Annotated in this window: 16 protein-coding genes; 8 read left to right on the forward strand and 8 right to left on the reverse strand. The window is 39.6% G+C overall.

From position 1 onward, the window contains the following. Positions 1 to 1,038 carry a hypothetical protein gene (locus M23134_RS30580; RefSeq protein ID WP_002703183.1) on the reverse strand — a complete coding sequence of 346 codons (1,038 nt, stop codon included), beginning with the start codon at positions 1,036 to 1,038 and terminating at the stop codon, positions 1 to 3. A 625-nt stretch (positions 1,039 to 1,663) separates the two neighbouring features. Here M23134_RS30580 and M23134_RS30585 point away from each other — a divergent pair. From M23134_RS30585 to M23134_RS30595, 4 genes are all read left to right on the forward strand, one after another. Further along, positions 1,664 to 2,239 (forward strand): sigma-70 family RNA polymerase sigma factor, encoded by a 576-nt coding sequence (locus M23134_RS30585; protein WP_002703187.1) that lies wholly within the window; start codon positions 1,664 to 1,666, stop codon positions 2,237 to 2,239. 77 nt (positions 2,240 to 2,316) lie between these two features. Further along, positions 2,317 to 2,520, forward strand: coding sequence for a hypothetical protein (locus M23134_RS41485; protein ID WP_157558728.1), 204 nt, complete (start codon positions 2,317 to 2,319; stop codon positions 2,518 to 2,520). Positions 2,521 to 2,553: 33 nt separating this feature from the next. Then, on the forward strand, positions 2,554 to 3,756 hold the full coding sequence (locus M23134_RS30590) for a hypothetical protein (RefSeq protein ID WP_002703189.1): 1,203 nt from the start codon (positions 2,554 to 2,556) through the stop codon (positions 3,754 to 3,756). Between the two features lie 152 nt (positions 3,757 to 3,908). Further along, positions 3,909 to 4,241, forward strand: coding sequence for a GNAT family N-acetyltransferase (locus M23134_RS30595; RefSeq protein ID WP_002703194.1), 333 nt, complete (start codon positions 3,909 to 3,911; stop codon positions 4,239 to 4,241). A gap of 326 nt (positions 4,242 to 4,567) precedes the next feature. On the opposite strand, the gene M23134_RS30600 is transcribed toward M23134_RS30595, so the two are convergent. Both M23134_RS30600 and dtd read right to left on the reverse strand, forming a co-directional pair. Further along, the gene (locus M23134_RS30600; RefSeq protein ID WP_002703196.1) at positions 4,568 to 6,490 is read right to left on the reverse strand and encodes a leucine-rich repeat domain-containing protein; all 1,923 of its coding nucleotides are present in this window, start codon (positions 6,488 to 6,490) and stop codon (positions 4,568 to 4,570) included. A gap of 89 nt (positions 6,491 to 6,579) precedes the next feature. Beyond that, on the reverse strand, positions 6,580 to 7,032 hold the full coding sequence (gene dtd / locus M23134_RS30605) for a D-aminoacyl-tRNA deacylase (protein WP_002703198.1): 453 nt from the start codon (positions 7,030 to 7,032) through the stop codon (positions 6,580 to 6,582). A 97-nt stretch (positions 7,033 to 7,129) separates the two neighbouring features. Between dtd and M23134_RS30610 the strand changes: the two genes are divergently transcribed. Both M23134_RS30610 and M23134_RS30615 read left to right on the forward strand, forming a co-directional pair. Then, positions 7,130 to 8,389, forward strand: a complete 1,260-nt coding sequence (locus M23134_RS30610) for a leucine-rich repeat domain-containing protein (protein ID WP_002703200.1) — start codon at positions 7,130 to 7,132, stop codon at positions 8,387 to 8,389. Positions 8,390 to 8,397: 8 nt separating this feature from the next. Beyond that, a complete protein-coding gene (locus M23134_RS30615) occupies positions 8,398 to 9,630 on the forward strand; it encodes a hypothetical protein (protein ID WP_002703202.1) in 1,233 nt (410 codons plus the stop codon). Positions 9,631 to 9,695: 65 nt separating this feature from the next. On the opposite strand, the gene M23134_RS30620 is transcribed toward M23134_RS30615, so the two are convergent. The 4 genes from M23134_RS30620 to M23134_RS30635 form a co-directional block, all read right to left on the reverse strand. Then, positions 9,696 to 10,121, reverse strand: a complete 426-nt coding sequence (locus M23134_RS30620; RefSeq protein ID WP_082226742.1) for a DUF4907 domain-containing protein — start codon at positions 10,119 to 10,121, stop codon at positions 9,696 to 9,698. A 62-nt stretch (positions 10,122 to 10,183) separates the two neighbouring features. Next, positions 10,184 to 11,239, reverse strand: coding sequence for a UDP-glucose 4-epimerase GalE (gene galE / locus M23134_RS30625; RefSeq protein ID WP_002703206.1), 1,056 nt, complete (start codon positions 11,237 to 11,239; stop codon positions 10,184 to 10,186). Positions 11,240 to 11,251: 12 nt separating this feature from the next. Then, positions 11,252 to 12,214: a UDP-glucuronic acid decarboxylase family protein gene (locus M23134_RS30630; protein WP_045114667.1), complete on the reverse strand. Its 963-nt coding sequence runs from the start codon at positions 12,212 to 12,214 to the stop codon at positions 11,252 to 11,254. A gap of 115 nt (positions 12,215 to 12,329) precedes the next feature. Next, entirely contained in the window at positions 12,330 to 13,643 is a 1,314-nt protein-coding gene (locus M23134_RS30635) for a UDP-glucose dehydrogenase family protein (RefSeq protein ID WP_002703210.1), read from the reverse strand. Positions 13,644 to 14,193: 550 nt separating this feature from the next. Between M23134_RS30635 and M23134_RS42585 the strand changes: the two genes are divergently transcribed. Both M23134_RS42585 and M23134_RS30640 read left to right on the forward strand, forming a co-directional pair. After that, a complete protein-coding gene (locus tag M23134_RS42585) occupies positions 14,194 to 14,328 on the forward strand; it encodes a hypothetical protein (RefSeq protein WP_002703214.1) in 135 nt (44 codons plus the stop codon). A gap of 560 nt (positions 14,329 to 14,888) precedes the next feature. After that, a complete protein-coding gene (locus M23134_RS30640) occupies positions 14,889 to 16,043 on the forward strand; it encodes an acyl-CoA dehydrogenase family protein (RefSeq protein WP_002703216.1) in 1,155 nt (384 codons plus the stop codon). Positions 16,044 to 16,674: 631 nt separating this feature from the next. Here the strand turns inward: M23134_RS30640 and M23134_RS30645 are convergent. Further along, entirely contained in the window at positions 16,675 to 18,726 is a 2,052-nt protein-coding gene (locus tag M23134_RS30645) for a M43 family zinc metalloprotease (RefSeq protein WP_002703223.1), read from the reverse strand. Positions 18,727 to 18,914: the final 188 nt, after the last annotated feature.

Raw genomic sequence — 18,914 nt, forward strand, 5'->3', positions numbered from 1 at the left:
TTAGCGTTTACGCTTCGTGATGAACCACACCAGAGCTACTCCTGCCAATGCTACCAAAAGCCAAGCAAAATAAGGAATACTGTCTGTTGACGGTTGGTGGGTTGCTTTTTTATAATACTTTTGGGCAAACTCTTTTTCCGGGTTTTTGCCCTCAGCTATCCAGCGCATTTCATTGTTTCTTATTTGTTGATAAAACTTCTTTCCTTCTTGTATGCTTTGTGCCAACAACTTGTCTAGTTGCTCAGGTTTGTCCTGATTCAATACAGCCATTTTTTTGTGGTACATTTTTTTTGCTGTGTTATCTTTAGCTTCTATAGCTGCCTTTTGGTAGGCAAAGTAAGCCAATCGGGTAGCGTTTTCGGGTAAACCAACATTCATTGCCAATAAGTCGCCCAAAGCCTCTAACAGTATGGGTGAGTCATGGTTCCCAAACTTTATCATTCCCAACACTCCATTGATTACCTCTTGTGGATTTACATCTAGTTTGTCGGTTTTTTCTGATAAAAAATTGTAAAAGTTAGAAGTTTGATTGGATGTGTCTAAAGGGAGGGTGGTTTTCCCGTTTTGTCTTTTGCCCAATACATACTCTACCAAATACTGTTGATACACCTCGCGCCCAAAATGGGCATTTGGGTTAATGACAATGGCTTTTTTGATGTATTCCAGTCCTTTTTTATACTGCTTGTCATGAATATAAAAAGTGCCCAGGTTGGCGTAGGTTTCATACTGGTGGGGGTATAACTTTTCTTTTTGCCACATGAGCTCTATAGCCTTGGCGTGGTTGTGTAGTTTGGCGTAAGCCACTGCCAAATCATCGTAATAACTCCACTGTTTGGGCGTTACTTTAAGTTTAGCTTCCCGATCTTTGATCCGCCATTGGTAAAATTCGGGCGAATGCCGCAAAAACTTACCTGTAATCAATTCCATTGCCTCAGGAAACCGCCGTTTTTCCATTTCCAAGGTGTCTTCATCCCAAATACAAGCCAGGGCAAACCCGCTTGCGCATATTAACCATAGTAATTGGAAGCATTTTTTCATAAAGTGTTTTTAATAGTAGTACTTAGTCTATGTCTTTTTGTTTCTACAACCTTTCCTTACTTTGTTTTTTTATGCTTTTGTGTGAAAAAGCTCAGGTATTACATTGAGTACATTGCTATACCCCTCCTTGCTACTCTTGACTTCCTTCTATAGCCTTATCTTTTAAGTTATGTTTTCTGGTAGCACATCAAATGAGTGCTCATAAGGCAAACATCGCAAGTGATATGTTGCAAGAAATAGGTATGAAATCGCATTTGGCACTTGATCAAAAAAAGTAATCAAACTATTAAGTTTCACCAAAAAGAAAGGCAGAAGTTGCCTGAGCGTCTTTTAAAAGGGTTACAAAAAAAATAATGTAGCAAAGCTGCGTCTTTTGAGCATTGTTTACGACTAAAGTAAAGTAGAGGTGCAATACAACTAATCTAATCTATGACATAATCACATTTTTTTAAAATGAATAGAAGCTTACTCTTGAAGCATAGCAATACAGTGCATAAAAGTATTTTGTATTCATTTAAACAAAACAACTATTACTCAACAGTTTGTCATTAAGAACTGCTCAGGGTAGAAAAATAATGCACGTTTCTAAATTTCTAAAGGATGTGATGTAAAACTAATAGTCAGAATGGAATTTGAAAATATTTGGCAAAGGTATCAACCTCAACTGTCCAACTTTGTAAAAATGAATGTTCATGAAGCAAGCATCGCAAATGATGTGTTGCAAGAAATAGGTATAAAATTGCATTTGGCGCTTGATCAAAAAAAAGTAATCAACAACCATCAAGCTTGGTTGTTTCAAGTCGCACGCAACACCTTGGCAGATGCTTATCGTAAAGAGCAAGTTTTTCCTCAGGCGAAAAACGTCGAACTGACAAGTAACTTGAGGGCAGTCTCTAAAAATACATGTACCTGTGATTTGGTTATTTTTATTATTCAACGGTACCTCCCCAAAGAGTACAGAATGCCTTTGTTTTTAGGCGATATCGAGAAGCTTCCTCAAAAGGAGGTGGCACACTTGTTAGGGTTAAGTTTGACTGCTACCAAATCGAGGATACAAAGGGCAAGAAAAAAGTTGAGGGAAGTAGTAACTCGTTTTTTTGAAGTAGAGCAAAACAGTAAAGGTGAAATAGTAGATCTTCGCCTAAAAGAAAGACAGAAGTTGCCTGAGAGCCTTTTAAAGCATTTAAGGAAAACAATTTAATGTAGTAAAACTATGCCTTTTGAGCATTTATTACGACTAAAATAAATATAAAAGTATACTACAACTAATTACAAATCATGACACATATATATAATCATTCATTAACATACCTTACCAATTATGCCAAGTCTTTACTCTACCCAGCTTTTTTTCAAAAGTACCGTCATCGCCTCAGCTCGTGTCTCCACGAGCTGACCGGAACTCTGAAAAACACTATTTACAGGCGCTACGACGAGGCGATTTGTGAAGACACAAACCGAGGCGAAAAAATAGTAGGGTAGAGTACCAAGTCTTTAAAAGCCATTTGTTGCTTTATGCTGTGTTTGGTTTCTTTCAATGTTTTTGCTGAAACCATTAAGCTCAAAATTACTTATAATGGTGTAGGTGTGGCAGGCCATACTGTAATAGTAGTGGCTGGTGCTGCATCTTTTGGACAAGGGGTAACAGATGGAGGGGGAAATCTTACAATAAATGCGGGCACTCTGACCTCAAAAGATATTCAGCTTGCAGGTAGAAAAGTGACGCATCATAGTCGAAAAGAGTGGACAATAGCTGGACTGATAACGCTGGATAATAATAATTTTGTGCACGTCAAAATGGATGAAATTATCAAAAAGCTTATTGATGGAACTGGTACCTCTGAAAAACTCATAGCTATTGCTTGGGGGTTGACAGAAGACAGTCCTGAAGCCCAAAAAGAAGCTATCAATGAGACAATCACAGGTGCACTTAACGACCCTGATTTTAAGGAAACGAACAAGGAAGTGAATGCTATGTTGGGGATGATGACGAAACGCCCTTCGAGTAAAACTAAACCTGCCAGCAAGCCTGTAAAAGCTCAAACCTCCACTCAACAAGTTACCAAAAGTGATGATTTTAGCATTGCCAATGATATACAAAGCTTTACCAAGGAATTAGGTGGGATAAGAAAAGATGCCTTGCTGATGCAACAACAGACCTTGCAAGGGAAAATTTCTCTAAGCGAAAATACGATACGTAAAAGAAATAAACGCTATAAAAAGCTGAAGGAGATAAAAGATGTAAATCAAGATTTGCTAAGCTTGGCAAAGGTGGAGTTTGAGCAAGCAAAAACCCGCAAGTCTAAATACGAGTTAAATCTAAACTGGGTAAATGCTCGGCTCAAGGGCAAGGTATCACGAAAAACAAGGCAGTATTATAAAGGAATGCTAAAGAAAACTGATTACTTATTGGATGATTTAAAAGAAGAACGAAAAAAGTTGTTAGCAAAAAAGAAACCAGAAGAATTTACTCGGTTTGGCTTAAAAAGAAAAATTGCTCAGTTAGGCGTTACACTCAAAAGAAAACAATTTTCACGAAAAACTACTTTCAGAAGAACGAGAAAAGTAATACTTGACAAAGAAATTGCAGCTATCAAAGTCAGGTTAAAAAAATATAAGACATATTTGGCAGAGCAAAGAGCCATTGAAGCGACAAAAAAAGCACAAGAAAAGAAAGTTGAGACTAAAACAGGTAAGAAACAAAAGGAGAAAAAATAGCAAGTACTGAAGACAAAGGTCAGTACCAATACAATATATAGTTAAACTTAATGAGTATTCTACAAGTTTCGTTTTGCAAACTTGTGGAATACTTATTCCTTTTGGTTAATACTAAATAAAATATTGGTCAAAATTAGATAATACTGTTTTAGATGAGCCTAAATATAAGACAAGCCACCACCCAAGATGTGTTCCTAATCACCGAGTTATTTCGTAATACTGTCACTTCTATCAACCGACAAGACTATACAAAAGAAGAAACCCAGGTATGGGCGGAGTCTGCCCACAATATTGCCCGATGGGAGCAAAAAATAGCTACCCAGTATTTTCTGGTAGCAGAAATAAATGCCCAAATAGTAGGTTTTGCTTCCATCAACCAAGCAGGCAACTACCTTGATTTTTTGTATGTGCACCATCGTTTCCAGCGACAAAGCATTGCGCAGAAACTTTACAACACACTAGTACAACGGGAACTAAATTCCTAATGATTTATTCAGCGACTTTTGCCCTCTTACTTCATCGCCAAAAAGTTAGATAGCTAAGGTTCCGATATGCATCGGAATTCAGAAAGCGAACTCTCCGCCATTTTAACGATTCGTTAGAGAACAAAATCCATCCAAATTAATTCATTATTTACTTAATCCCCATTGTACTAGAAAACTACGCTATAGAGCAACAGGCAGGTGAAATTACCTCAAACGTGAGCATTACGGCACGCCCATTTTTTTCAAAAAATGGTTTTGAAGTGCTCCAACCGCAACAAAATCTACGTCAACAGGTGGTATTAGTTAATTTTAAAATGCATAAAACATTAAAACCTGATCTCACAACCAGGCAATAAAGCCTGGGCTTGACTTTTGGCTTTTTCGTCTTTCTTTATGGGATTACCTTCCAGGTTCAAGGTTTTTAACTGCTTAAGTTTTGCTATACTTTCGGGCAATTGATTCAATTTATTGTTGCGTAGATTAAGGCGTTTTAGTTTGGTTAACTTGCCAATGTCATCGGGTAGCTTTTCAATTTTATTAGACGATAAGTCGAGGTTGTCCAGTTCAGGTAAAGCCAATAGTTGCAAAGGAAACTCTTGAATCTTGTTTTTTTTGAGCGATAACACATACAGCTTTTGTAATTGTGTAAATTCGCCGGGCAAAGTGGATAAACTGTTGTTGTGCAGGTACAAAATTTTAAGGTGGGTATATTTACCAATGCTGTCGCTCAGTAAGTCAAGTTTGAGCCCGGTAAGCCTGAGCACCGATCCTTTTACCTCTTGTTGGCATACCTCTATAAACGATTTGGGGTAACGCAAACAAAACCGTTTGCCCCGATTAGTAATTTGAAAAAAACGAATACCCAATTCGTTGGCGTCAATGTCAGGGTGTGCACAAATGTTTTCCAGGTAAGTACTGATGGCGTCTTCGCTGGGGTCGTTGTAGTAGTTTTTGGCGTTGGTTTTCAGGTGGATAAACAAGTTAGAACTCAGGTGTTTTTCCAGTACCTTTTCAGTTTGATTTTTAATTTTTAGGTTGCGGTTCCATAAATACAGCAACAATAAATCATAAAAAAAAGAAGGGTGTATTCCACCTCCCATAGCCATTTCGAGCCCCAGTTCCTGGTTGTTTTCTTCGTGGCTTTGCAGCAAATCCGCCAGATTTTTAGCCATTTGCAAAGTAGCTGCATCGTTTTTAGCAAGGTAATGATCTTCAATTGTATGCAAGAAGTCTTTCAAACGTCCCTGTGCCACTATCGGAATACCCATCTCCAGGGCTTTATTGAGTTTTTTCTTGGGGTTTTCGCCCACTACTAGGTGTGTTGTACTTTTTTTGAGACGCTCATCTATTACAATATTGGTGTTTTGCAGTTGCTCTTCTAGCTGTTTGGTGTCAAACCCATTAAACTTACCTGCCAAATGGATGTGCATTTGGTGGGGGTTAGGGTTGATAAAAGGGTTGGGGGCTTTCTCAAGCAAATAAGACAAAGCATTGAGGCGAATTACCTGATTTGGAGAGTTTAATCCCTCTAAAAACTCTTCATAGGATGCCAGTTTTTCTGCTTCGTCAGTCACCCCCATAAAAATCTGAAAATACAGTTTACGTTGTTTTTCTGTATAGTTCCTATGTTGAAACTGCTTAAGCAAAGCCCCAATCGTTTTTTGTTTTTGCCCGAGGTTGTTATAAAAAGGGTTAGAGCCCAAGTGTAGCTTGCTTACATTGAGCAGAGCAAACTCCCCAGGTAAACCCTGAATGTTGTTGTTGGTAAGTATGAGGCTCTGGAGTTTACTCAGTTGTCCAATACTGGGTGGTACGTGTTCTATTTGGTTGTTTTCCAGGTTCAAGGTTTCCAGCTGTTCCAGTTTATGAATGTTGGCAGGAAAAGCCTTAAGTTTGCAGTTGTGTAGAAAAAGTTCCCGAAGGCGTACCAGGTTTTGTGCATTGTGGGGCAGGCGGCTAATAGGATTGTACGACAAGTTAAGTGACTGCAACGAGGTAATGTCAAATATAAACTCTGGTACTTTTGCCGAGCGGGTGTGCATTAAACTCAACGTATGCAGTTTTGACAAACTCTGGAGGTTTTCGGGAAGGTTTTTAAAAGGATGGTGGTGCAAGTGCAATACCTCAAGGTTTTTTAATTGGGCAATTTCTTCCAGTGGTAGGTCTTTCTGGTAGCGTAGTATAAGCTCTGTTACCTGTAAGGGGTTTTTAAGGGCTTGTTCCAGGTTATAAAACTGTTGTTTTGTCATAGTTGTTTGCGTGCCAACTCCATTCAAAAGTAAGAGGTGAAACAGTTAGAGTTTTTTGATAAAATATCAACAAATACCGTGACAAACAATTACTGTTTATTTTTGGTATCAATCATAATCGTTACTGGTCCGTCGTTCAACAACCTTACCTTCATATCAGCCCCAAACTCTCCAGTGGCTATAGGTTTGCCTAGTTGCTTTTCCATTATTTTTATAAAGTGTTCGTATATAGGTATGGCCACATCGGGCTTGGCTGCCTTTATATAAGAGGGGCGGTTGCCTTTTTTAGTACTGGCGTGTAAGGTAAACTGGCTAATGAGTAAAATATCTCCGGCTACATCGTTCAAAGATAAATTCATTTTTCCTTCTTCGTCGCCAAAAATCCTTAAATTGATAATCTTTTTTACAAGCCATTCAATATCCTCCTCATTATCTTCGCTTGCAATGCCCAACAATACCAACAGTCCTTGGTTTATTGCTCCTTTTACTTGTTGGTCTATAGTGACTGAGGCCTCCGTTACCCGTTGAATGACTGCTATCATGTGTTTATTTTAGTTTTGCTTCAAAATCAAATTTATATATACTCACACACATTTACAATGAAATTCACCTGTTTGACTCACCACAAATTGTCGAGAAATGACCATCACTACCCAAACTAAACAGAATTTTTTACAATTACTTCGCTCTACACAAGAGGAAAATGTGGCTTTGGCTCTGCAAATGGCTCAAAACAATGCCCAACTTCAGGTACTCGTTCCCAATTACTTGCCTTTGGTTCAATGCTTCATCGATAGAGACGCTACTCAAGCTGAGGCAAGTCATATTGCCCGGTTCAATCATACTATTTTAGAGTTTACTGACCATCCTGCAGTACAAATACCTAAAGAAATAGCCTTGTTCCAACACGTTGAAGAGTTGATTCTGTATGATAACCTGCTGACTTGCCTGCCAATGGAAATGAGCCAACTTACCCATCTCAAAAAACTTAATTTATTTCATAACCCCTTCAAAGAGTTTCCCTGCGTGGTTTGTCAAATCCCACAATTGGAATGGCTTTATATAAGCAGTAAAGAAATTTCCAGTTTGCCACCCGCCATTGCTCAAATGCGGGCTTTGCGTTGGTTTTCGATAGTTAATACCCAGGTATCAGGTTTGCCACCTGAGCTATTTCAATTACACCAACTCCAGGAATTATTGTTGAGTAATAATAAAATTGAAGTATTGCCTGATGCTATTGGGCAACTTACTGGTTTAAAAAGGTTGGTACTGGCTGACAATCCTCTGACCCATATTTCTGACGAAATAGGCAAGCTTAATAACTTAGAGTACCTAAACCTGGAAAATACTCAAGTTGATTTGCCTCCCACTTTGGCACAACTTGATAGGTTAGAAATATTAGATTTATCTCAAAATTGTTTTACTGAACTACCTTGGCAAGTGTCAGAACTATCAGGTTTACGCTTGCTTATTTTAGGACGAAATAAGCTGACCCAACTGCCTGCTACAATCAACAAATTACAAGGCTTGCAGGAGCTTTATCTAAATATGAATGACCTTACTTTTTTGCCTGACAGTATAGGTGACTTAGTCAATTTAAAGGTGTTGTTTGTACCTGGTAATAAACTTACTACTTTTCCCAAGTCATTTAAAAACCTTCAGCAGCTCGAAATACTACAACTGGATAGCAACCAGTTGGCATGCATTCCACAAGAAATTTTTATGCTGCAAAACCTTAAAGATTTAATTATCCGTGACAACCAACTCGTGCATATTCCTGAAGAAATAAAACAGCTAAAGAAACTGGAATCCTTATATTTAGAAAAAAATAATTTGCCCACAGAGGTTATCCTGCAAGTAAGGCAATGGTTGCCAAACTGTGCCATACACGTTAATTGATAAATCAAATGCCACAAAAAGTTTTTTTGCATATAGCCTTTAGTTGTACAACTGTCTTGGTGTTGTGGTACACCACAAATAGGCAACCTTCGGTACCTTATGATACTTGTGTACTTTGCGATGGCAAGCAATACCTAGCGGCTTATGATTATTTTAAGGACAATACAAATACCTACCGTGTCAAGTTTCCTTTTCATAGCCGGGTGGCAGTACCTTGGTTAGCAGCTCAGCTCCCTACCAATAACGCCCGACAAGCTTTTACCTGGTTGCATTGGGGGGTTACTTTGTTGGCGATACATCTTCTACTTTTTTGCTGGCAAGCAATGAGCTTGCCCAGACATTTGCAAGTGATAGGAGGGAGTTGGTTACTTTTTCACTGGACAGGCATTGTACGGTTCAATGTATATGACTTTGCTACAGTAGATGTACCAATTTACCTATTGCATAGTTTGTTGTTACTGGTATTTATTCGTCCCCGTTGGCTATGGCTACTGGTACCTGTTACTCCTGTGGCAGTGGCTCAGAAAGAGTCTTGGCTTGCCTTGATCATCGTATGGGCATTATATGAACTTATTCAACAGCGATTTTTTTCCGCAAAACCAACTTATAAGCAGTTTTGGTGGTTGGGCACGGTTGTGCTGCTAGGCTTGGTTACCAAGGTTTTGCTCAATCATTGGTTTACTCCAGCGGGAGGGGAGGGTAAAAATTCGCTCATTACCTTGTTATTTTTTTTGCGCGAAACCCTACAAAACCCGCTAGACCTATTGCGTTGGGTAGTAGCCATGTTTGTAGGCTTTGGTGGTTGGTGGTTGCTTGCCTGGCAAAATGTAGCAAAACCTCCTGAAAAACTGAGGATACTACCTGTATTGATTGTATTCAGTGCTTTACATTTGTTGCTAGGAATACTGGCAGGGCGTGATATGACCCGTATTATATTTTTGGGTTATCCTTTTATCATGACACTGGTGCTCTGGCGTATTCAAGCTGAAAGCAAGTGGGTACTGGTAATGGTGGCAATCCTAAGTTTACCAATTATCCGGGTTTTTTCGCTTATCCCCCTTCAAACTAGCCAAAACGAAGCCTTCAAGACTTGGTTTCCCGAATATGCTGACTTGGGTATAGTAGCTGCGTGGGCAGCCTATATGGTGTTTAGTTATTGGCTCATTGCCCAAAGTCGGCGTTGGTGGCCTTTTTTACTCAGGCATTGGCAAAAAAATGAACCGAAAGGTGGGAAGGATTGATAGGAGGAAACTGGTCACATTTGGCAGTATCAGTCTGTTTAAAAGTATTTACTATCAAAAGCAACTTACTTCACTACTCCTAATTGTGCCAGCTCTTCTGGAGTAACTGTAGGAGGAAAGCCCTGTGTCTTAATCTTGTTCACCACAAAATCGGCTACTTTTTGGGCTTGAGCTTTGGTGTCAAATCCCTTGATGCCTGGTAAACTCGGTTTGTGTGTTTGACGGATACGTTGTGTTTTACCGTTCACTGTTGCCGTTATTTCGTAGCCAAAAGTGCCCTCTTCACTATCAATTATCTTGGTCTCAAACAATGCTTTGGAATAAGGATTTACAGGAGGTGTGTTACCCTGAGGTTTATTTGGTTTTGAGGGTTGATCAATAGTAGAATGGTTACTCGAATCTTTTTGATTACCTGAACCCTTAGAGTCTGAAGGCTTACAAGCTCCCACCATCCAAAGTAACAATAGGCAAAATAAAGAAAATTGTTTCATCTTGATGTTGAATTGATGATAAAAGTAGGCAACGAGCAATCAACCCGTTGCCTTTAGGTATTTTAGGCTTTATCTAAAGCCAGGCTTTCCAGGTTCTTTTGCCAGTTCCAGGCGTCTCGTAGCCCTTCTTCTATGTCTCTTTGGGCTACCCAACCCAATTGTTGCTGGGCTTTGTCTACCGAGGCATAAATTTGTTCAATATCTCCTGAACGGCGTTCGCCTAATAAATAATTGAGTGATAAACCACTTACCTGCTCAAAAGTTTTTACCAACTCCATGACCGAGTGCCCCTTGCCAGTACCAATATTAAAAGCTTCACAAAGCCCTTTCTTGTCAGCAACATTGGCCGCAAATCGCAAAGCCTTTACGTGAGCATCTGCCAGGTCGAGCACATGTATATAGTCACGTATACAAGTACCATCAGGGGTATTGTAGTCGTTGCCAAACACTGTAAGTTGTGGGCGTATGCCAGCGGCAGTTTGTGTAATAAAAGGTACTAAATTGCCTGGTACACCCAGTGGGAGTTCTCCAATTTGTCCGCTGGGGTGTGCCCCAATAGGGTTGAAATACCGCAATAATACTGCATTCATTGCCGATTGCTCAGGGTTAAGAACATTGCTGGCAACTGTGTCTTTGATAATTTCTTCACACACTTGTTTGGTATTGCCATAAGGCGAAGCCGCAGGTACTACCGCCGCCGTTTCTGTAACAGGAAGCGTAGCTGGTTGCCCGTATACAGTACAAGATGATGAAAAAACCAAACTGCTTACCTTGTGCCTCAGCATAGGGTCTAGCAAGTTGATAAGTGATCCAAGGTTATTTCTATAATATTTCAAAGGGTTTGCTACCGACTCGCCCACTGCTTTGTGCGCAGCAAAGTGGATGACCCCCTGAATATTGCCTTCTTGCATAAACACCTGGTCAAGGGCTTGTGCATCGTTGCAATCTACATTATAAAAAGAAGGTTTCGTTCCCGTTATTTTCTCTAATGCCTCAAGGATGTAAGGTGATGAGTTATCAAAGTTGTCTACAATCACAGGATTGAGCCCCTCCTTTACTAATGAAATAACCGTATGTGAGCCAATAAAGCCCGTGCCTCCTGTTATTAAAACTTTCATTAGTGCATGTGGTTAAACTTGGGCTTCTTGAGCCGATTTTTTTGCTAAGTAATTTTTAAAGTATTCGTAAGTAATTTTAAGTCCCTCAGCGCGTGATACCTTTGGTTCCCAACCAAGCATTTCTTTGGCGCGGGTAATGTCTGGTTTTCGTTGCTTAGGGTCATCCTTCGGCAAATCTTTGTAAATAATTTTTTGATCGGTACCCGTAAGCTTTATAATTTCCTCAGCAAAATCTTTGATGCTGATTTCGTCAGGATTACCAATGTTTACAGGGTGGGCATAGTCGCTCATTAGCAAACGGTAAATACCTTCCACCAAATCATCTACATAACAAAACGAACGCGTTTGTGAACCATCGCCAAACACCGTCAAATCTTTGCCTTGTAAAGCTTGTCCTATAAACGCCGGCAAGGCACGACCATCATCCAGACGCATACGAGGACCATAAGTATTGAATATTCTAATGATGCGGGTTTCGAGTCCATGAAATGTGTGGTATGCCATAGTAATGGCTTCCTGAAACCGTTTTGCTTCGTCGTATACTCCACGGGGACCAATTGGATTTACATTGCCCCAATAGTCTTCGTTTTGAGGGTGTACCAAGGGGTCTCCATACACTTCTGAAGTGGAGGCAATTAGCATACGGGCCTTTTTTGACCTGGCAAGCCCCAATAGATTGTGTGTACCTAAAGAGCCCACCTTAAGCGTTTGAATAGGAATCTGAAGATAGTCAATAGGGCTGGCAGGTGAAGCAAAGTGCAAAATGTAGTCTAAGTCACCTGCTACATACACATATTTAGAAACATCGTGATGATGAAACTCAAATTCTTTGAGGGGCATTAAGTGCTCTATGTTATCCATTGAACCTGTAATCAGGTTATCCATTCCTATAACATGGTACCCTTCTTTGATAAAACGATCGCTAAGGTGAGAGCCCAAAAAACCTGCTGCTCCTGTGATCAAAACCCTTTTCATGAATATGTATTTATTAGATAAATTTAGAAGAAATTTGACAGTATTATAACCATCTACATAAAATAAGCCCATAGAACCACTTTATAAGAGTGTTTTATGGGCTTATCATCCTGCCTTAGTTTTTTACTACTTCTCGTCCAATGCTATAGTATTTGTAACCAAGCTCTTGCATTTGCTCCAACTCAAACAAGTTTCTTCCATCGAAGATCACCTTGTTTTTGAGCAACTTGTTTACTACCTCAAAATCTGGTGTTCTGAATACAGGCCACTCTGTAAAAATTAGTAGCGCATCAGCGTCTAATAGTGCACCATAAGGACTGTCTGTATATTCTATCTTATCGCCAACTACCTGCTTTACATTGTCCATGGCTTCAGGGTCATAAGCTTTTATTGTTACGCCCTCTGCCAGCAATGCATGAATGTTTTCCAATGAAGGTGCTTCGCGTATATCGTCGGTATATGGCTTAAACGAAAGCCCCCAAACTGCCAAAGTTTTACCCTTTAGATCATTGTTAAAATGACCCTTTAACTGAGGCAACAACTTGGTTTTTTGTTCTTGGTTTACATTCATTACTGACTTTAGTATCTTAAAGTCATACTCATACTCATTGGCTGTTTTTTCCAGTGCCTGTACATCCTTAGGAAAACAGCTTCCTCCATAGCCAATACCTGCAAATAAAAAACGCTTACCAATACGCGTATCAGTACCAATTCCTTGACGAACATTGTCAACATTGGCACCAGCCTTCTCGCAAAGGTTGGCTATTTCGTTCATAAAAGTAATTTTGGTAGCCAAAAAAGCATTGGCAGCATACTTTGTCATCTCAGCTGAGCGCTCATCCATAAATATGATAGGATTGCCCTGGCGTACAAATGGCATATAGAGTTTTTCCATGAATTTGCGGGCTTTTTCAGACGAGGTACCCACTACTACCCGATCGGGTTTCATAAAATCTTCTACCGCCACACCCTCACGCAAAAATTCAGGGTTTGACACTACATCAAAGTCTACCTTGGCATTTTCGGCAATTTTGGCGTGTACTTTTTCGGCGGTGCCTACAGGTACTGTACTCTTGTCAACAACTACAGCGTACTCCTCTAGCAAATGCCCTAAATCGCTGGCTGCTTGCAAAACATATTTTAGGTCAGCGGAGCCATCTTCACCTGGGGGGGTTGGCAACGCCAAAAAGATGATTTGAGCCCCTTTGATGCCTTCTTCAAGGTTGGTGGTAAACTTAAGGCGTTCTTGTTTGATATTGCGGTCAAACAATACATCTAAACCTGGCTCGTAAATAGTGATTTTACCTTTTTTTAACTTGTTTACCTTCTCGGTATCTATATCAACGCACGTAACATTATTACCGGTTTCGGCGAAGCAGGTACCTGTAACTAAACCTACATACCCAGTACCAACTACTGCTATTTTCATATATCAAATTATTAGTGATGGCAATGTATTTTTTATGTCAAAGAGTGCCAATAAAACAACATACACATTCTGACTGTTGTACAATTACTGGATATCCCTCTCATTAAATATGAATAGCTAAATAGCAAACAGTTGCTTGATTTTAGAATGACATAACTAATGAATGTTGATGCTCACATCAATCACAATTTAGTAATTTGTGTGAGAAATTAATACCATAAGGGATATATTTAAGGATGCCAAAGTATAAATTATTCTCTGATCCCTCCTTAATTGGTTAGAACCTGTAATTATGTTTTGTTTGCTCCCTTAGGAATGGCGAAAAAATAAAGTTTTATAGAGATTTAAACAGCTATTTTTCCGACAAACAAGGTAATATCCATTGGATGTTGAGCAAGGCTTGCAGGATAGTGGCTAATAGCCAAAGCTATGGCAGTTCCTTACAGGATAATTTTTTACAAAGCATGTCAGGAAAAATGGGTGTTAAAAATGCTTATAGCCCCAACTTGTCAGGGTAAGTTTATTTTGACACATTCCTTAGAAATATCTCATGAATAAATTGCTCATTTCAGAGGTAGGTAACGCCTTGTTTGAACTAACGGTAATTGCTAAACGCAAAAACGATCAAGCCTTGGCAGTAAAACATGCCCCAAAATCAGAAAGTTATTTTTTGTCCATTTCTTAAGTAAAACGTAAAAAATAAAGTAGCCCAGAAGAACAAAATATGTTGGTAGGTGAACGATGAAAAAAACATTCGCCAAAGCTATGGAAATATTAGCTTTGCAGAGCTCGGCACAGCATAGCTGTAGCCTCTGTTTTTTGAAGAAGTACCCCTGCCTGAGATGTCATTCTATGGATTAGGTTATTTTTGGAAGCTTTACTAAAAGACAAAACTATAAGTTTATTACTTTAATTACCAGTTTTTGCGAAATAATGCAGTAATCATTATCACTTATTCATGAAAGCCATCAACAAGCGTAAATGCAGGCAGGCTATGATGTTATAAACAAAACAAAAGTACACATGATAATGTTAGGTGTAAGAATTTGAAACATAAAAAATTTTTTTGAAATAAAACTACCTCTCAAAGGGAAATTAATTCGGCTTTTTAAGTTTTCGCCAAATTATATCTTAATAAACAGGAAGTCAGTAGACTTGGATTGCCCTTAAAATAATTGAGAATACGCGAGAGGTTGTTATAGTATAATTTTATTTCTATTTTCGCATTGAAAAATTCAATTTAACATGCACACAGAAACTTTGTCCAAGCGAGAAGAAATCATTGCCGAAATAACCCAAAGCGTTACCGATTTTGGTGAAAAACACATCCGCCCCTACATGATGGACTGGGATGAAACACAAGCTTTTCCACGAGAGATATTTACCCAAATGGGTGAGCTAGGCCTAATGGGAATGTTAGTTCCAGAACAATATAGCGGGTCTGGTTTTGGGTATAAAGAATACGTTGCCGCTATTGTGGCGGTATCTAAAATAGATAGTTCTATTGGTTTGTCTATGGCAGCACACAACTCTTTGTGTACCAACCATATTTTACAATTTGCCAGTGAAGAACAAAAAAAACGCTGGTTGCCTAAACTTGCCACTGGCGAATGGATAGGAGCTTGGGGGCTTACGGAACCCAATACTGGATCTGATGCTGGTAACATGCGTACTACTGCCGTGTTAGACGGAAACGAGTGGGTGCTCAATGGAGCCAAAAATTTTATTACACATGGTATTTCAGGAAATATAGCAGTGGTAGTTGCCCGTACCGGCGAACCCAATGAGTCTGGTAATGCATCTGCTTTTGTGGTAGAACGTGGTACAATGGGTTTTGCTGGAGGTAAAAAAGAGAACAAGCTTGGAATGCGCGCTTCTGAAACAGCTGAAATGATTTTTGATAATTGTCGCATCCCTAAAGAAAACATATTGGGCAATGTAGGCGATGGCTTCCGTCAGGCGTTGGCCATTTTAGATGGTGGGCGTATTTCTATCTCAGCATTGTCTATTGGTATTGCCGAAGGAGCGTATGAAGCTGCTTTACAGTATGCCAAAGAGCGACAACAGTTTGGACAGTCTATAGCTAATTTTCAGGGAATATCGTTCAAATTGGCAGATATGGCAACCGAGATAGACGCAGCCAAACTATTGACTGAGCGTGCGTCTGATTTAAAAGATGCTGGTAAGAAAGTAGGTAAAGAATCTGCAATGGCCAAGTATTATTCTTCTGAAGTAGCAGTGAGAGTGTCTAACGAAGCTGTACAAATATTTGGAGGATATGGTTATGTGAAAGATTTCCCGGTAGAGAAATTTTATCGTGACTCTAAACTCTGTACCATTGGCGAAGGAACCTCTGAAATTCAAAAAGTAGTGATTTCAAGAGCTATTTTGAAAGGATAAAACCGAGATAGAATTAAATACATCTAATGAGTAGGTCAATACTCCTCAGTGATTTTAGTCAAAGTTGGTTGCTGATTAACTTTGTTGAGCACCGATATACATCGGTATCTAAGGACTCGCCAGAGGCTCGGTTATCAGTTATTTATGAATTTAAAAACTATTTAACTGGGTGTTTAGGCATAAAACCGAAACACTTTTGAAAATAAAGTGAGTACGCAATCTTAATATAAAACACTGATTAACTTCGTTGAGCTCACAAGTTCGGTTTACAGTATTTAATAAGGTGAACATTTACTCGAATCAGCTATGGACTATCGACTAAATACTATGGACTATTGGTAGGTGTAATAGCCATATTATGAGTGAGTTACCCTTGCTTGTAGCATCGGTATCTAAGGATTCATAGCTAATTACTTGTTATTACTTATAACAAAAACCCTGAGTGTGAAAATGTTCAGGGTTTTTGTTTTCGAGTTTAATGAAGGGAAAAAGGCAAGTATCTGTTGGCTTCACCTTGCAGAACCTTTGATTGAAGAAGTACAATGATCAGAACAGACGAAGTTCAATGGATAAGCGAAGAGTGTGGGGCTTGAACTTCATTCTGTAGTTAGGTGAATTTTGTAGTTTTACTTTAGTACAAAACTATTCGTTTGGCAACATTGTAGTCAGAGGTACTTATTTTTAAAACATAAACCCCTTGCTTATCCTGAGCATTTGTAATAGCAAATGATTGAAATTGAGCTTTGGAAATTTTTCCAGACCTCACCTTTTTACCTGTGAGATCAAATAATGCCCAATCAAGTGTAGATACTACTGTTGGCAGTTGCAGGTTTGCTTTTATATCTGTACCCTGTCCAGGGTTGGGAGCAATGCGCACAAAATCATTGGGGTTGGTCGACAAAGGGGTAGTTGTCAATGAGACATCATCTATATAAATATTGTTTCCATAAGCATTTACCCCAATAAAAGCCACTTGAAGCTGCGAATTACCCAGCCAAGCACCTAAGTTTATTTTTTCGGTACGCCAATGACTATCCTGTGTTGGTTTCCAGTTTTCCTTCACTGCCTCATCGGTAGCAAGCGTATCGCCATATTTTTCGTATGCTGTTATAAAGGTTTTACCACAATCAGTAGTTACCCCCACTTTTAGCCCATCTCTTGACACCAAGTCTTCGTCTTTAAAGGGAGCATAAGCCACCCTAAAACTTAAAATAAGGCTTTGAGCATTGCTTATATCCAACAAGGGCGAAATCAGGTAATCGAGTGCACCTGTTTGTGGATAGTCAAAGTAAGACAATAGCATCGCGTCATTTGCCGAAATTTGGTTTTGTACAGCCAATGTAGTGGGTTGCCAGGTTTCGCTATCATCTGGGTTGTTAATTTGCCAGAGGGTGTTTAAGATGGTATTATCAGTAAAGTCATACCTCAAAGGCAGTTCGTTCAGTGGCAATACCTCAAAGGTTTGAGTTTTAGTGTCGTTGGTTGGCTGAGAATCTGCATTGCCATTAGGTAGCTCGCTGTATACCTTAAGCTCATGTGTAGTTCTTGATACCTGAGTATCAGGCAAGGCAACTGTAGTTGTATCCAGCGAGGCAAGGTTACCCCGCCATTCAAAAGTTTGTATATTGCCCCCATCTACCTCATACTTTATCGTAAGCGATGTTAGTTCGTTGTTTCCAAAGTTTCGTAACAATATTTTAGGAGCTATTTCCTGTGTGCACAACGAGTGTTGGGTTTGGCTAATGGTCACTATACTGGCGTTGTTTGGTGTAAGTACTGCCACCTGCAAACCAGGAGAATTCTTAAAGTTTCTTCGAGGGCTATTTGCCAGTACAGTACGCATGCGTTGTTTTTGTTCTTCTGTAAACAGATTCATACAAGGATCGTCTGAATAGTCCATGTAGTTTTCTATCTGTGCCTCTACACCATCACAGGCAAGTGGTTTAGGGCTGGGGCAACCTGATGTCTGAAAGTTTACAGGAGGAGTGTCAGCGCAATAATCATCAGTAGGACAATTACCATCGCCCGATATGTGTAGTAACCCCAGGTAATGACCTATTTCGTGGGTAGCAGTACGCCCCAGGTGAAAGGGAGTTTTTACATTGCCTGTATCTCCAAAAGCTTGATAGTCAATGACTATTCCATCTGTCGCGGGGTTTTTAGTGGTGCCATTTTGGGGAATGCCCACTACATCGGTTTCCGGAAACTGAGCATATCCTAAAAAACCATCCAGATCACATACCCATATATTCAAATAATTAGCAGAGTTCCAGTAACTCAAGGCCTTCAGAGTTTGGTCATCTGGTGTATCCCAAACACTTTTGTTTCCTTTTACTCGTACAATGCCATCAGTAGGTATGCCTTCCGGCGATTGAATTGCAAGTTGAAATTCTACCTCTATATCTGCTCCTGCCGGGTGAGTATTATATCCATTGGTATTAAGTTTTTTTCTGAAATCTTCGTTCAATATCCTGATTTGAGACACTATTTGTGCCTGAGATATATTGGTGCCTTCGCCTACTGGTTCGCCGTTATGCACCACATGCACCACCACCGGAATAGTGACTACTTCGGCAGTTGTTCGTTTGTTAATTGGGTTGGTGATTTTACGCTGTAACCACTGCTCAAAGTCAGGCGAGGATGAATGGGGCACACAGCGCACTGGAGTTTGTTGAGCAGTCACTTGGAATATCGTTAAAAGTAGTAAAAGAACAAGCTTTGGTATAGTTGTGTAATTTGCCATTAGATAGAGTCAAGATAATAAATAATGATTGTGTTCTGTATAAAACGAAAAAGTAAAGCAGTTCAAGTGAACAAAATACCCCCACTTTGCGGGATTTACAACTGGTAGCTGAGCAACGAAAAACCTGT

Source organism: Microscilla marina ATCC 23134 (assembly GCF_000169175.1).
Lineage (GTDB): Bacteria > Bacteroidota > Bacteroidia > Cytophagales > Microscillaceae > Microscilla > Microscilla marina.

Bases quoted from the DNA above. Each gene is read 5' to 3' on its own strand.
- M23134_RS42585 (WP_002703214.1), top strand. From the start codon at position 14,194: ATGAATAAATTGCTCATTTCAGAGGTAGGTAACGCCTTGTTTGAACTA.
- M23134_RS30620 (WP_082226742.1), bottom strand. From the start codon at position 10,121: ATGAAACAATTTTCTTTATTTTGCCTATTGTTACTTTGGATGGTGGGA.
- M23134_RS30595 (WP_002703194.1), top strand. From the start codon at position 3,909: ATGAGCCTAAATATAAGACAAGCCACCACCCAAGATGTGTTCCTAATC.
- M23134_RS30630 (WP_045114667.1), bottom strand. From the start codon at position 12,214: ATGAAAAGGGTTTTGATCACAGGAGCAGCAGGTTTTTTGGGCTCTCAC.
- M23134_RS30615 (WP_002703202.1), top strand. From the start codon at position 8,398: ATGCCACAAAAAGTTTTTTTGCATATAGCCTTTAGTTGTACAACTGTC.
- M23134_RS30580 (WP_002703183.1), bottom strand. From the start codon at position 1,038: ATGAAAAAATGCTTCCAATTACTATGGTTAATATGCGCAAGCGGGTTT.
- M23134_RS30640 (WP_002703216.1), top strand. From the start codon at position 14,889: ATGCACACAGAAACTTTGTCCAAGCGAGAAGAAATCATTGCCGAAATA.
- dtd (WP_002703198.1), bottom strand. From the start codon at position 7,032: ATGATAGCAGTCATTCAACGGGTAACGGAGGCCTCAGTCACTATAGAC.
- galE (WP_002703206.1), bottom strand. From the start codon at position 11,239: ATGAAAGTTTTAATAACAGGAGGCACGGGCTTTATTGGCTCACATACG.
- M23134_RS30610 (WP_002703200.1), top strand. From the start codon at position 7,130: ATGACCATCACTACCCAAACTAAACAGAATTTTTTACAATTACTTCGC.
- M23134_RS30600 (WP_002703196.1), bottom strand. From the start codon at position 6,490: ATGACAAAACAACAGTTTTATAACCTGGAACAAGCCCTTAAAAACCCC.
- M23134_RS30635 (WP_002703210.1), bottom strand. From the start codon at position 13,643: ATGAAAATAGCAGTAGTTGGTACTGGGTATGTAGGTTTAGTTACAGGT.
- M23134_RS30585 (WP_002703187.1), top strand. From the start codon at position 1,664: ATGGAATTTGAAAATATTTGGCAAAGGTATCAACCTCAACTGTCCAAC.
- M23134_RS41485 (WP_157558728.1), top strand. From the start codon at position 2,317: ATGACACATATATATAATCATTCATTAACATACCTTACCAATTATGCC.
- M23134_RS30590 (WP_002703189.1), top strand. From the start codon at position 2,554: ATGCTGTGTTTGGTTTCTTTCAATGTTTTTGCTGAAACCATTAAGCTC.